Below are 13261 nucleotides of genomic sequence, written 5' to 3' on the forward strand. Positions count from 1 at the left end.
GCCCATGGCACGATCGCGTGCCATGGGCATCCTCATCCGGCTGGTGATCACCGCCGTTTCGCTGTGGATCGCGACACTCGTGATCGACGGCATCGAGTTGAACACCGACAGCACTACCGCCAAGGTGGGCACGCTGCTCGCCGTCGCGGTGATCTTCGGTCTCGTCAACGCGGTCCTACGGCCGATCATCAAGACGATCGGCTGCGGTCTGTACGTTCTGACGCTCGGCCTGGTCGCGATTCTGGTCAATGGTCTGCTTCTACTCCTGACCAGCTGGATCGCCTCGCAGTTCGATCTGGGCTTCCACGTGGACGGCGTTCTGCCGGCCGTTCTCGGCGCGCTGCTCGTCGGCGTCGTGAGCTGGGTGCTGAACATGCTGGTCCCGGACGGCGACGACTAACCAGGCCACGACACCAGGGCCCGACAACAAGGCCACGACGCCAGAGCGCGACGTGGGCCACAGCCTGCGAATCGGCCTCGTGACCTGGTTCATATGCAAGGACCGCAGAATCCCCCCGCCCTTACCGTGGGGGGATGAGCGACGAGCGGCGTGGATACGTGTACGGCCTGGTGGCCTACACGATGTGGGGCTTCTTCCCGATCTACTTCAAAATGCTCCGCCCGTCGCCGCCACTGGAGATCCTGGCGCACCGGGTGCTCTGGTCGGTCGTCTTCATCGCCCTGGTGCTCGGTGCGATGCGCAACTGGCGTTTCCTCGGGCGGCTGCTGCGTACTCCGCGGCTGCTCGGCGGGATCTCCCTGGCCGCCGTGTTGATCGGGATCAACTGGGGCACGTACATCTACGCGGTCAACTCGTCGCGGGTGGTGGAGACGGCTCTCGGCTACTTCATCACGCCGCTGGTCGTCGTCCTGCTGGGTGTGACGGTGCTGCGGGAGCGGCTCCGGGCACTGCAGTGGGTGGCGATCGGGGTCGGCGGGCTGGCTGTGGCGATCCTGGCGCTCGACTACGGGCACCTGCCGTACGTCGCCTTGACCCTGGCCGCGTCGTTCGGCTGCTACAGCCTGATCAAGAAGCGGATGTCACTGCCGCCCGCGGAGGGCCTGTTCGTCGAGTCGGCGGTGCTCGCGCTGCCCGCGCTGGCCTTCCTGACGTGGCTCAACGTCGCCGGTGGAACCGACGGCGGCGCGAAGTTCGGGCAGGTCTCGGTCACACATACGCTGTTGATGATCTTCTCGGGGGTGGCGACCGCGGTGCCGCTGCTGTTGTTCGCCGGCGCCGCCAACCGGGTGCCGCTGGTCGGGTTGGGCATCCTGCAGTACATCGCCCCGATCCTGCAGCTCGCGGTCGGTGTGCTGCTCTATCACGAGCCGATGCCGCTGGCCCGGCTCGCCGGTTTCGGGCTGGTCTGGATCGCACTGATCATCTTCACCGTGGACGGTATCCGCAGCGCCCGGACCGCGGCGCGGAACCGTGCGGCAGCCGCCGCCCTGCCCGTTCACTGAGGCAGGCGCAACCGCAGCCAACCGGTCTGATCGGGCCGGGTCACCGCGGGGGTTCGTAGACGAGCATGACCTTGCCGTCGTAACGGACCAGTTCGAGCCGTGCCAGGCTGCCCTGCGCGAAGTGGGTGGCCGCCGGCATCAGGAAGTCCGCGCCGGGTTGTGCCAGCCACGAGCCGAGTTGTTCCCGCTGCTCGTCCGGCCCGTACGCGATGAGCCGGAACGTGTAGGGCTTGCCGGTGCTGCTGTATTCGCAGTGCATCTCGACCCGGCTGCCGCCGGGGGTGCTGGTGATCCGGACGGTGGCCGCGATCGGTGAGCCGTTCTCGACAGCCGTCATCGCGATCGCCGGACCGAGCGGTGGCCCGGCCGGGTTGTCCCGGTTCATCGCCCATGCGGTGACCCCACCGCCGATGCCGAGCACCAGAACAGCCGCGACCGCGGTGCTGGCGATCCGGGTCCGCAGCACCCGGGACTTCTTGACGGCCGGCCGAGACGGCGGCCGGGGCGACGGCCGATGGGAAGAGAACAGATCCGGGTCGAGCAGCCGTTCGAACTCGTCCGCGTCGAGCCGGTCCAGCATGTCCGGCACCTGTGCCAGATCGGCTACGGCCTCCCGGCAGAACGAACATGTCGCCAGGTGGTTCTCGTATGCGGCCCGCTCGATCGGCGACAACGCGCCGAGGACATAGGCGGCGTCGTCGTGCCCGTCCTCGCATCGCATCCGTACCGCCTCCTACTGGGTCTGCCCTTCCCGGTTGGAGGTACGCGGCTTGAGCCGCGAAGGTTCAACGGAGCCTTAGAACTCCACCTCAAGCCGTGGCGGCCCGAATCCGGAGAGCAACCACCCTTTCAGGCGGTTGCGGACTCGCCGCCGGACAGGGCTTCGGCCACGTTCCGGGCGGCCGCGGTGAGTTTGGCGCGGACCACCCGGGCCGAGGTCAGCATCTCGGCAGCCGGCATCGAGCAGGCCAGGACGAGGCGTCGTTCCATGTCGCGGTCGGCGACGACGACGACGGAGGCGGAGGCGAGGCCCTGCCGGAACTGACCCATCTCGATCTGCATGCCACGCCGTTCACCAGCGGCCAGGTCGGCTTCGAGCGCCTCGGGCGTGGTGAGGGTGGCCGGGGTGAAGGCCCGCATCCCGTAGTCACGCAGGTAGCGCGACCGCTGGTCAGGGGTGAGGGTGGCCAGGAGCGCCTTGCCGAGCGCGGTGGCGTGCCCGCCTTCGTCGAAACCGGGGGCGACGTCGTCCATGAACGGCGACCGCGCGCCTTCGGCGGAGGCGGTGACGGCTATCCGCCCGCCGACGAATCGGCCCAGGTAGTGGCTGTATCCACTGTCGACGGCGGCCCGGCGCAGCGCCTCACCGACAGCGGGCGGGCCGCGGAAGGCGGAGACCAGCTCACGGTACCGATCGGCGATCTCCAGCCCGACGATGTACGTACCGTCCTCACGCCGGATGACGTAGCCCTCGTACGCCAAGGTCCGAACCAGGTGGTACGTCGTCGCGACGGTCAGTTCGCACCGTCGAGCGATCTGTTTCACGGTGAGCCCGCGTGGCGCCCGGCCCACCGATTCCAGCACGCGCAGGGCACGCGAAACGCTCCGGATGAGATCTGACGGCTCCGCTAGGGGGTCACGCACAGCTACCTCCGAGGCACAGGGACTTACACCATATGAAGAATCGTCCGTCGACGGAATGCCAAACGCATGTGGATCACGGTCGATTTACACAGCGCGTGTGATCAATGGAACTGTCCGCATCAGGACCGGGGTTGAATCGCCTAGTCTGCCTCCAATGCACGAGCTCGCGAAAGACCCTGTTGAGACCGGCTCCACCAGCGCAAACGCGGTCCGGGCGACGAGCGGCGCACTTACCACGACGATCGCTGTTTCGATACCCGTCTTCCTGGTCGGCGGGCTCGCGGTTCAGGTCGGCGACGAGCTGAATTTCTCCCCCGCCGGGTTGGGACTGGCGGTCTCCGCCTACTTCGGAGTGAGCGCGCTGGCCTCGATCCCCGCCGGTAATCTGGTGGAACGATATGGTTCCGCCAAAATCGCCCGGATAGCGATCGGACTGGCCGGAGCGTCACTGATCGGTATCGCATTCGCGGCCCGGTCACTGTGGACACTGACCGCGATTCTGGCCCTCGGCGCGGCCGCCAACGCGATGGGACAACTGGCCAGCAACACCAGTCTTTCCCGATATACCCCGAAGAACCGGCAGGGCCTGACCTTCGGGATCAAGCAGGCCGCCATTCCGGTCTGCACCCTGCTGGCCGGCGCGGCGGTGCCGGTGCTCGCCCTGACCGTGGGCTGGCGCTGGGCGTTCGTCCTGGCCGGGCTGCTGGCCGGAGCCGCGGTCCTGCTGGTGCCCGGAGACGGCAAGAGGTTACCCAAAAACACGCGGTCCGGCCGGAGCACCGGCCCGTTGGTGGTCATCGGTGTCGCCGCGACGCTGGCCGCCGCTTCGGCCAACGCGCTGGGCACGTTTGTCGTCTCGTCCGCGGTGGAGCGCGGCATCGCGCCCGGCCCGGCCGGCCTGGCGCTCACCCTGGGCGGCGCGATCTGCGCCCTGGCCCGAATCGTCGGCGGCTGGCAGGCCGACCGCCACCCGGACCACCAGATCGGCGTCATCGCGGCCCTGTTGGGCACCGGAGCGGCCGGACTGGCCCTGCTGGCGGTCCCGGGGACCCCGGCGTTGCTGGCCGGTGTCGTCCTGGGCTTCGGGTTCGGCTGGGCCTGGCCCGGCCTGATGACCTTCGCCGTGGTGCGACTGCACCCGCAGGCACCGGCCGCGGCCACCTCGATCACCCAGACCGGTGTCTACGCCGGCGGTTGTGTCGGCCCGATCGCCCTGGGTGCGATCGCGCACGGGGCCGGTTACCCCGCGATGTGGTTCAGCGCGGCGGCCGCGATGATCGGCGCGGCCGGCCTGATGGTGCTGGGGAGCAGGCTGATCAGCCGGTCCGGTCGGCGATGAAGTCGCAGAGCGCCTCCATGGTCCGTTTCGCCTCACCGGCGGGCAGCGGGGCCAGGCTCGACCGGGCCGCCTCCGCATAACCGCGGACGGTCTCCCGGGCCCGTTTCATCGCCGCCGACTCGCGCAGCAGGGTCAGCGCCTCGGCATGAAGCGTGTCGTCGGTGAGCGGCCCGGACGCCAGCAACTCCCGGAGCCGGACCGCGGACGGCTCCGCGTCGTCGTCGGCCAGCGCGTAGAGCATCGGCAGCGTGGGCACGCCCTCCCGCAGGTCGGTGCCGGGCGTCTTGCCGGACTGGACCGACTCACTGGCGATGTCGAGCAGGTCGTCGGAGAGCTGGAAGGCGATGCCGATGGTCTCGCCGTAACCCGCGAGGGCCTCGACGAACTCCGGCCGGGCGCCGGAGAAGAGCCCGCCGAACCGGGCCGCGGTGGCGATCAGGGAGGCCGTCTTCTCGGTGATGACGTGCAGATGGTGCTCGATCGGGTCACTGCCACGCGGGCCAACCGTCTCGGCGATCTGCCCGTGCACCAGCCGCGCGAAGGTCTGCGCCTGCAGGTGCACGGCCTCGGTGCCGAGCGTGGCGGCCAGGTCGGCGGCCTGGGCGAACAGGTAGTCACCGACCAGGATGGCGACCGAGTTGCCCCAGCGCGCGTTGGCGCTCGCCGCACCGCGCCGCACGGCGGCCTCGTCCATCACGTCGTCGTGGTAGAGCGTGGCCAGGTGGGTCAGCTCGACCACGTTCGCTGCGGCGACGACCTGTGGCGCCGACGGGTCACCGAACTGGGCGCCGAGCGCGACGAGCAACGGCCGGAACCGCTTGCCCCCGGCCTCGGCGAGATGCCGCGCGGCCTCCGCCACCAGCGGATCAGCGCTGGACACATGGCCGCGCAACGCGATCTCCACAGCGGCCAGCGTCGCGGACACCGACTCGTCCATCGCAGGATCGACGTCGAGGCCCAAGGATGACAGCGCTAGTTCGCGCGGGCTCGAATCACCGGTGCTCACCACGCTTTCACCTTGCCATACCCATCTGACGGTTTCTGTCCCAGGGTGGCACGCGACAAGATCAAAAATCCGACAGCGCCGGTACGGACCACAAAGGCGCCCGTGACCACAGCCGGACGTGAGCGTCACACCGGGTATCCGGACCACCTGCGGGCCGAATGCGGTGGCTGGGGAAAACGGTCACGCCCGGACCCGGGCCCGGATCGCCCGGTAGTCGGCCCAGGGCACGACCGGCCGGGCGAGCCCCCGCTGGTCCAGATACCGCTTGGTGGCCCGCCGGGTCTCCCGCACGATCCGGAGCTGGTCGAGCACCCCGCCCCGGTGCCGCCCGCCGGGTTCCACGAGACGCTCCGGCTTCAGCAGCCAGCCGGCACCGTCGGCCACCAGTTCGCCGCGCACGCTCGCGTTGTAGAGATTCCAGAGCTGTTCGTCGTGCCGGTGCACGAGCAGCCCGGCCGGCCCGGCGGCGAGCGGCAGATCCTCCGGAACCGCGATCCGGTACCCGCCCGTCTCCGCCTCGACCGTGGTCCGCAGCAGCACCGGGGCACCGGCCTTGTCCACCGCGGTCAGCACCACCGACGCGAACTCGGCCAGCACCTCGGCGCCGATCAGTGCGCTGTCGGCGAGACCGGTCGACGACAAGTCCGGCAACGGCCGTTCGACGACCTCGGTGGGCGTGACGACGATCTTCAGGCGCATGTAATAGAAATCGGTCAGTAGTGTCGCCGGCCAGTCCAGGTAGGACTGCGAGGCGGGCTGGCGTTCGAACAGCATCGCCCAGAACGGTTCGAGGTCACCGGCCGGCGTCACGTGGACCTCACCGGGGCAGCGTGCTTCCCCCCGTACCAGAACCTGGGTCGGATGCTTCAGACCGCTCGCCGTGGGGTCGGAGAACAGCAGTGCCACCCGCTCGTCCCGCCGGATGTTGACCGCCTTCTGCGGGAACCCCAGCGAGGTGGTCAGCAGGATCGTGCCGTCGTCCAGGACCAGCCCGGAAGTCGGCCAGGCGACCGGCGATCCGCTCTTGCTCAGGGTGGCGAGTTCACAGGTCCGGTAGGCCTGAAGAGTCTCGGCGAGGGAGGTCGGCAGCAGGGTCGAGTCAGACACGCGGGCAAGTTAGAAGAGCGTGATCGACAGCCGATGGACAACGGATTGACGGGAGCCCCGAAGGACTCCCGCCAATGATCGTTTACGGAAAGAGCGCTACCTGACGAACTGTGCCGCTTCCCGGGTCAGGTCGATCAGCGGAGCCGGGACGACACCCAGCGCCACGGTCACGAGCACACCCAGCGCGAGCACCGCCGAGGTGAGGAAACCCGGAATGGAGACGGTCGGCGTCGTCTCGCCCGGCTCGGACAGCCACATCAGCACGACCACCCGCAGGTACGGGAAGGCCAACAGCATGCTGCTGACCACGCCGAAGATGACCAGCCACGTCTGACCGCCTTCGACGGCCGCCCCGAAGACCGCGAACTTGCTGGTGAAACCGCTGGTCAGCGGGATACCGGCGAAGGCCAGCAGGATGAACGTGAAGACACCGGCCAGCAGTGGGCTCTTCCGCCCGATGCCGGCCCACCGGGACAGGTGGGTGGCCTCGCCGTCGGAGTCCCGCACCAGGCTGATGATCGCGAACGCGGCGAGCACCGAGAACCCGTACGCCACCAGGTAGAACATCGTGCCGCTCAGGCCCGCCTCGTTGAGCGCGAGCACACCGACCATCAGGTATCCGGCGTTCGCGATCGACGAGTAGGCCAGCAGCCGCTTCAGGTCGGTCTGGGTGACCGCCAGGATCGCGCCGATGAACATGGTGAGCACCGCGATCGTCCCGAGGACCGGCTGGAAGTTCCAGCGCACCCCTTCGAACGCCACGTAGAGGATCCGCAGCAGCGCCCCGAACGCGGCGACCTTGGTGCAGGCCGCCATGAACGCGGTGATCGGCGTCGGCGCGCCCTGGTAGACGTCCGGCGTCCACACGTGGAACGGTGCCAGCGCCGCCTTGAAGAGCAGGCCGATCGAGAGCATGGCCAGGCCCACGTAGAGCAGCACCTCGCTGCGCTGCGGGTCGGCCACCGCCTGGTGCACCACGCTGAGCTGGATCCCGCCGGAGAAGCCGTAGATGAAGGCCACCCCGAACAGGAAGAACGCCGAGGCGTACGAGCCGAGCAGGAAGTACTTGAGTGCTGCCTCCTGGCTGAGCAGGCGACGCCGCCGGGCGAGCGCGCACAGCAGGTAGAGCGGCAGCGAGAAGACCTCCAGCGCCACGAACATGGTGAGCAGGTCGTTGGCCGCGACGAACAGGAGCATGCCGCCGAGCGCGAAGGTGCTCAGCGGGTAGACCTCGGTCGCGCCGGGACTGCCGGTCTGCCGGGCGTCCTTCTGCGAGCCGATGGTGACCGCGGCCTGGGCGACGAACGCGCCGCCCTTCTCGATCGTGCGCTCCCCGATCAGCAGCAGCGAGACCCCGCCGAGTACGAGGATCGCGCCCTGCAGGAACAGTGTCGGCCCGTCCACGGCGACCGCACCGCCGATGGTGATCGTCCGGGTGCCCCGGGCCACGATCACCGCGGTCAGCGAGGCCACCACGGCGAGCAGCGACAGGATGAGTTGGACCGCGTTACGGGCCCGGCGTGGCACCACGATCTCGACGAGGATCCCGGCACACGCGGCGCCGAAGAGGATCAGCATCGGGAGCAGTGCCCCGTACTCGATGGGAGGCAGTTTCAACGGTTCCATGTCAGCCGCCCACCTTTCCGCCGGCCTCCACGTTGGGGGCCGGGTCTGTCACGCCGACGTCCTGCATGGTCGCCTGCACCGCCGGGTTGATCACGTCGGTGACCGGCTTCGGGTAGAAGCCGAGCACCAGCAGGAGAGCGATCAGCGGGGCGACGACCGCCTTCTCCCGCAGGGTGATGTCCTTCGACATCGCCGGCACCTCGGTCAGTGCCGGGTTGAGCGTGCCCTGGGTGGTCCGCTGGATCATCCACAGCACGTAGGCGGCGGCCAGCACGATGCCGAGGGTGGCCACCACGGCGTAACCCTTGTTGGTGCTGAACGTGCCGATCAGCACCAGGAACTCGCTGACGAACGGTGCCGTGCCGGGCAGCGCCAGCGACGCCAGACCGGCGAAGAACAACACCCCGGCGAGTACGGGTACCAGCTTGCCGGCCCCGCCGAAGTCACTGACCAGCGACGATCCACGCCGGGCCACGAACATGCCGACCACGATGAAGAGCAGGCCGGTGGCCAGGCCGTGGTTGACCATGTAGAGCACGGCGCCGGTGCCGGCCTGGGTGGTGAAGGCGAAGATGCCGATGCCGATGAAGCCGAAGTGCGCGATCGACGTGTACGAGACGAGGCGCTTGAGGTCGTTCTGGCCGACCGCGAGCAGTGCCGCGTAGATGATGCCGATCACCGCCAAGGCCATCGCCGCCGGGGCGAACCAGCGCGATGCCTCCGGGAACAGCGAGAGGCAGTAGCGCAGGATCCCGAACGTGCCGACCTTGTCCATCACGCCGACCAGCAGTGCGGCGGCTCCGGCGGGGGCGGCGCCACCGGAGTCCGGCAGCCAGGTGTGGAACGGGAAGAACGGTGCCTTGATCGCGAACGCCACGAAGAAGCCGAGGAACAGCCACCGTGCGGTGTCGGTGTCCAGGTCACCGGCGATCGCGGCGAGTGCGGTGAAGTCGAAGGTCTTCCCGCCGACCACCCACAGCCCGACCACCGAGGCCAGCATGAAGAGGCCGCCGACCAGGCTGTACAGGAAGAACTTGACGGCGGCGTACTGCTTCTGGCCGGTGCCGAACGAGCCGATGATGAAGTACATCGGGATCAGCATGATCTCGAAGAACACGTAGAACAGGAACACGTCCGCCGCGGCGAACACCCCGATCATGGTGAACTCGAAGGCCAGCAGCAGCGCGAAGTAGGCCGGTGCCGACCGGGTGCTCTGGTCGACGTCGTGCCAGGACGCCAGGATCACGATCGGGAACAGGATCGCGATCAGCATCAGCATGACGAGGGCGATGCCGTCGGCCGCGAACGTGAAGTTGGCGCCCCACGCGGGAATCCAGGCGTACGACTCGCGGAACTGGAATCGGTCGCCACCGACGCTGTAGGCGATCCACATGAAGATGCTCAGCACCAGCACGAGGATCGACCAGCCGAGCGCGACGAGCTTGGCCAGTTCTGCCTTCGTACGCGGAATGAAGGCCACCACCAGCGCGCCGGCCAGCGGTAGAAGCGTCAGTACGGAGAGGAAGGGAAAATCTTTCACGCCAACCACCCCAGTTGGATCGCGAGGAAGGCGCCGACCACGAGCATGGCGCCGGTGAGGATGGACATGGCGTACGAGCGGACGAAGCCGGTCTGGAGCCGCCGCAACCTGCCGGAACCGCCGCCGACTCCGGCCGCGATCCCGTTGACCAGGCCGTCGATCCCCCGGTTGTCGAGGAAGACGAGTGCCCGGGTGAGGTAGATGCCGGGCCGCTCGAACACCGCCTCGTTGATCGCGTCGGTGTAGAGGTTGCGCCGGGCCGCCGTGACCAGCACACCGGCCGGCTGCGGTTCGAGAGCCGTGCCCTTACGGAAGATCGCCCAGGCCAGACCCGCACCCAGCACCGTGACCACCAGCGACAGGATGGTGATGACGGTGTGCGACAGCACGCCGTGTGCTTCGCCTTCCGACGCGCCGAGGACCGGGGTCAGCCAGTCCGGCACGCTGGTGCTGAGAAGGAAACCGGCGCCGACCGAGCCGACCGCCAGCAGGATCAGCGGAATCGTCATGATCGCCGGGGATTCGTGCGGGTGCTGGTTGTCCTCGGTCCAGCGGGCCGGGCCGTGGAAGGTCAGCACAAAGAGCCGGGTCATGTAGAACGCGGTCAGTCCGGCACCGATCAGCGCCGCCATCCCGAAGACCCAGGCTTCCCAGACCACTTCCCGCTCGAAGGCGGCCGCGATGATCGGCTCCTTGGAGAAGTACCCGGAGAGCGGCGGGATGCCGATGATCGCCAGCCAGCCGGTCCCGAAGGTCAGCCAGGTGATCTTCATGTGCTTGGACAGGCCACCGAATCGCCGGATGTCGACCTGGTCGTGCATCCCGTGCATGACCGAACCGGCCCCGAGGAACATGTTGGCCTTGAAGAAGCCGTGTGCCAGCAGGTGCACGATGGCCAGCGCGTACGCCCCGCCGCCGAGCCCGACACCGAGGAACATGTAACCGATCTGGGAGACCGTCGACCAGGCCAGGACACGCTTGATGTCGTCCTTGGCCGAACCGATGACACAGCCGATCAGCAGGGTCAGCGCGCCGATGCTCACCACGATCAGCTGCAGCGTGGTGTTCGCCGAGAAGATCGGGTTGGACCGGGCGATCAGGTAGACACCGGCGGTGACCATGGTCGCCGCGTGGATGAGCGCGGAGACCGGGGTCGGGCCCTCCATCGCGTCCGGAAGCCAGGCCTGCAACGGGAACTGGCCGGACTTTCCGCACGCGCCGAGCAGCAGCAGAATCCCCATGACCAGGACCGTTCCGGCGGCGAGCGAGTCGACGCCGTTGAAGACGTCCGCGTACTGCGTGCTGCCCAGCTCGGTGAACATCAGGAAGATGCCGATGGCCAGGCCGGCGTCGCCGACCCGGTTCATCAGGAAGGCCTTCTTGCCCGCGGTGGCCGCCGACGGCTTGGTGTACCAGAACGAGATCAGCAGGTAGGACGCCAGGCCGACGCCTTCCCAGCCGAAGTACAGCATCACGTAGTTGTTGCCCAGGACCAGCAGCAACATCGCCGAGACGAAGAGGTTGAAGTAGGCGAAGAACCGCCGGCGGCCGGGGTCGTGCTCCATGTACCCGACCGCGTACAGGTGGATCAGCGAGCCGACACCGGTGATCAGCAGCACGAAGACGCCGGCCAGCGGGTCGAAGAGCAGCCCGAAGTCGACCTTCAGGTCGCCGACCACGATGAAGTCCCAGAGGCTCAGCTCCGCCGAACGCCTGCCGTCCTCCAGACCGGCGAGACTCAAGAAGAAGATCAGCCCGAGTACGAACGAGGCCGCGACCGAGGCGACGCCCAGCCAGTGTCCCCACTTGTCCGCCCGCTTGCCGAGCAGCAGCAGGATCGCCGCGCTGGCCAGCGGGATCGCCACGAGCAACCAGATGTTGCTCAACACTCCCGCCGCGGGGGCGAACTCCACAGTCTGTTCCATGCGAAGGCCCCTTTCAGTACTTGAGGAGGTTGGCGTCGTCGACACTCGCCGAACGTCGCGTCCGGAAGATCGACATGATGATGGCGAGGCCGACCACGACCTCGGCCGCCGCGACGACCATCACGAAGAACGAGATGATCTGGCCGTCCAGGCCGCCGTTGATCCGGCTGAAGGTGACAAGCGCCAGGTTCGCCGCGTTCAGCATCAGCTCGATGCACATGAACAGGACGATCGCGTTGCGCCGGACCAGTACGCCGGAGGCGCCGATGGTGAACAGGATCGCCGCCAGGACGAGGTAATAGTCAGGAGTCACTTCTCGGTCCCCTTAGGCGCGACCTCGTCCGGGGTCAGCTCCCGGATCGGGAGGATCGGCGAGATGCTCCGCTCGGCTCCGTTACCGTCCGGCAGCCGGGCCGGCGCGGCCACCGACATGGTGTTCGCGTAGACGCCGGGTCCGGGCTTGGCACCCGGGTAGTTGCCGGGACGGAACCGGTCCTTCATCCGGGTCACCTGATCCCGCGTCTCCTCCTTCGTCTTCTCGACGTGCGCCAGGATCATGGCGCCGACCGCCGCGGTGATCAGCAGAGCCGAGGTCACCTCGAAGGCGAAGACGTACTTGGTGAAGAGCAGCGAGGCCAGGCCCTGGACGTTGCCGTTCGCGTTGGCGGCATCCAGGCCCATCGTGGGGGTGGAGCCGAGGGCACGGGCCAGACCGGTGCCGATCAGCGCGGCGAAGGCGACACCCAGCGCGATCGCGGCGATCCGCTGACCGCGCAGGGTCTCGATCAACGAGTCCGACGCGTCCCGGCCGACCAGCATCAGCACGAACAGGAACAGCATCATGATCGCGCCGGTGTAGACGATGATCTGCACGAAACCGAGGAACGGCGCCGAGTTGATCACGTAGAAGAACCCGAGGTTCAGCATCGTGACGACCAGCCACAACGCGGAGTGCACCGCGTTACGGGCCAGCACCATGCCGAGCGCGCCGATCACCGCGAGCGAGCCGAGGATCCAGAACGCGATCTGCTCCCCGGTGGAGACGGCGGTCATTGCTCGCCCTCCCGGTAGACCGGCGCCCGCTCGGCCCCGGCCGACGTACCCGGGTTGGTCAGCGCCCCGATGTAGTAGTCCTTGTCGGTCTCGCCCAGGCGCATCGGGTGCGGCGGCTGCTCCATGCCCTCCAGCAGCGGGGCCAGCAGTTCCTTCTTCGTAAAGATCAGGTCCTGCCGGTTGTCCCGGGCCAGCTCGAACTCGTTGCTCATGGTCAGCGACCGAGTCGGGCAGGCCTCGATGCAGAGTCCACAGAAGATGCACCGGGCGTAGTTGATCTGGTAGATCTTCGCGTACCGCTCGCCCGGCGAGAACCGCTGGTCGTCGGTGTTGTCGCCGCCCTCGACATAGATCGCGTCGGCCGGGCAGGCCCAGGCACACAGCTCGCAGCCGATGCACTTCTCCAGGCCGTCCGGGTGCCGGTTGAGAATGTGCCGCCCGTGGTAGCGCGGTGCCGGCTTCGGCGGGGAGAACGGGTAGTCGGTGGTGATCACTTTGCGGAACATGTGCGCGAAGGTCACGCCGAACCCTTTGAAGGAACCGGTGAACGTACCCAC

Annotated in this window: 13 protein-coding genes; 3 read left to right on the forward strand and 10 right to left on the reverse strand. The window is 68.0% G+C overall.

All coding sequences use genetic code 11. The features are described from left to right. Positions 1–4 precede the first annotated feature (4 nt). The gene (locus BLU81_RS31745; protein ID WP_231953607.1) at positions 5–400 is read left to right on the forward strand and encodes a phage holin family protein; all 396 of its coding nucleotides are present in this window, start codon (positions 5–7) and stop codon (positions 398–400) included. A 134-nt stretch (positions 401–534) separates the two neighbouring features. Further along, the gene (rarD, locus tag BLU81_RS31750; protein ID WP_092549557.1) at positions 535–1464 is read left to right on the forward strand and encodes an EamA family transporter RarD; all 930 of its coding nucleotides are present in this window, start codon (positions 535–537) and stop codon (positions 1462–1464) included. A gap of 40 nt (positions 1465–1504) precedes the next feature. On the opposite strand, the gene BLU81_RS31755 is transcribed toward rarD, so the two are convergent. Further along, positions 1505–2185, reverse strand: a complete 681-nt coding sequence (locus BLU81_RS31755) for an anti-sigma factor (RefSeq protein ID WP_092549560.1) — start codon at positions 2183–2185, stop codon at positions 1505–1507. 128 nt (positions 2186–2313) lie between these two features. After that, a complete protein-coding gene (locus BLU81_RS31760) occupies positions 2314–3108 on the reverse strand; it encodes an IclR family transcriptional regulator (protein ID WP_092549564.1) in 795 nt (264 codons plus the stop codon). A gap of 154 nt (positions 3109–3262) precedes the next feature. Between BLU81_RS31760 and BLU81_RS31765 the strand changes: the two genes are divergently transcribed. Next, positions 3263–4447, forward strand: coding sequence for an MFS transporter (locus BLU81_RS31765; protein WP_092549567.1), 1185 nt, complete (start codon positions 3263–3265; stop codon positions 4445–4447). Here BLU81_RS31765 and BLU81_RS31770 read toward each other — a convergent pair. From BLU81_RS31770 to nuoI, 8 genes are all read right to left on the reverse strand, one after another. Next, positions 4425–5384, reverse strand: a complete 960-nt coding sequence (locus BLU81_RS31770; protein ID WP_231954846.1) for a polyprenyl synthetase family protein — start codon at positions 5382–5384, stop codon at positions 4425–4427. The genes BLU81_RS31765 and BLU81_RS31770 overlap by 23 nt on opposite strands. 249 nt (positions 5385–5633) lie before the next feature. Further along, positions 5634–6560 carry a pyridoxamine 5'-phosphate oxidase family protein gene (locus BLU81_RS31775; protein ID WP_172890657.1) on the reverse strand — a complete coding sequence of 309 codons (927 nt, stop codon included), beginning with the start codon at positions 6558–6560 and terminating at the stop codon, positions 5634–5636. A 96-nt stretch (positions 6561–6656) separates the two neighbouring features. Further along, positions 6657–8186 carry an NADH-quinone oxidoreductase subunit NuoN gene (gene nuoN, locus BLU81_RS31780; RefSeq protein ID WP_092549570.1) on the reverse strand — a complete coding sequence of 510 codons (1530 nt, stop codon included), beginning with the start codon at positions 8184–8186 and terminating at the stop codon, positions 6657–6659. A 1-nt stretch (position 8187) separates the two neighbouring features. After that, positions 8188–9726, reverse strand: coding sequence for an NADH-quinone oxidoreductase subunit M (locus tag BLU81_RS31785; RefSeq protein ID WP_092549574.1), 1539 nt, complete (start codon positions 9724–9726; stop codon positions 8188–8190). After that, entirely contained in the window at positions 9723–11651 is a 1929-nt protein-coding gene (gene nuoL / locus BLU81_RS31790; protein WP_092549577.1) for an NADH-quinone oxidoreductase subunit L, read from the reverse strand. Before nuoL ends, BLU81_RS31785 begins: the two co-directional genes overlap by 4 nt. Before the next feature lie 13 nt (positions 11652–11664). Further along, positions 11665–11964 carry an NADH-quinone oxidoreductase subunit NuoK gene (gene nuoK / locus BLU81_RS31795; protein ID WP_092549580.1) on the reverse strand — a complete coding sequence of 100 codons (300 nt, stop codon included), beginning with the start codon at positions 11962–11964 and terminating at the stop codon, positions 11665–11667. Then, positions 11961–12704: an NADH-quinone oxidoreductase subunit J gene (locus BLU81_RS31800; RefSeq protein WP_092549582.1), complete on the reverse strand. Its 744-nt coding sequence runs from the start codon at positions 12702–12704 to the stop codon at positions 11961–11963. Before BLU81_RS31800 ends, nuoK begins: the two co-directional genes overlap by 4 nt. Further along, the gene (gene nuoI / locus BLU81_RS31805; protein ID WP_092549585.1) at positions 12701–13261 is read right to left on the reverse strand and encodes an NADH-quinone oxidoreductase subunit NuoI; all 561 of its coding nucleotides are present in this window, start codon (positions 13259–13261) and stop codon (positions 12701–12703) included. The genes BLU81_RS31800 and nuoI overlap by 4 nt, the downstream gene beginning before the upstream one ends.

This window comes from Actinoplanes derwentensis, assembly GCF_900104725.1.
Taxonomy (GTDB): domain Bacteria; phylum Actinomycetota; class Actinomycetes; order Mycobacteriales; family Micromonosporaceae; genus Actinoplanes; species Actinoplanes derwentensis.

Bases quoted from the DNA above. Each gene is read 5' to 3' on its own strand.
- BLU81_RS31745 (WP_231953607.1), top strand. From the start codon at position 5: ATGGCACGATCGCGTGCCATGGGCATCCTCATCCGGCTGGTGATCACC.
- rarD (WP_092549557.1), top strand. From the start codon at position 535: ATGAGCGACGAGCGGCGTGGATACGTGTACGGCCTGGTGGCCTACACG.
- BLU81_RS31755 (WP_092549560.1), bottom strand. From the start codon at position 2,185: ATGCGATGCGAGGACGGGCACGACGACGCCGCCTATGTCCTCGGCGCG.
- BLU81_RS31765 (WP_092549567.1), top strand. From the start codon at position 3,263: ATGCACGAGCTCGCGAAAGACCCTGTTGAGACCGGCTCCACCAGCGCA.
- BLU81_RS31770 (WP_231954846.1), bottom strand. From the start codon at position 5,384: ATGGACGAGTCGGTGTCCGCGACGCTGGCCGCTGTGGAGATCGCGTTG.
- nuoN (WP_092549570.1), bottom strand. From the start codon at position 8,186: ATGGAACCGTTGAAACTGCCTCCCATCGAGTACGGGGCACTGCTCCCG.
- nuoL (WP_092549577.1), bottom strand. From the start codon at position 11,651: ATGGAACAGACTGTGGAGTTCGCCCCCGCGGCGGGAGTGTTGAGCAAC.
- BLU81_RS31800 (WP_092549582.1), bottom strand. From the start codon at position 12,704: ATGACCGCCGTCTCCACCGGGGAGCAGATCGCGTTCTGGATCCTCGGC.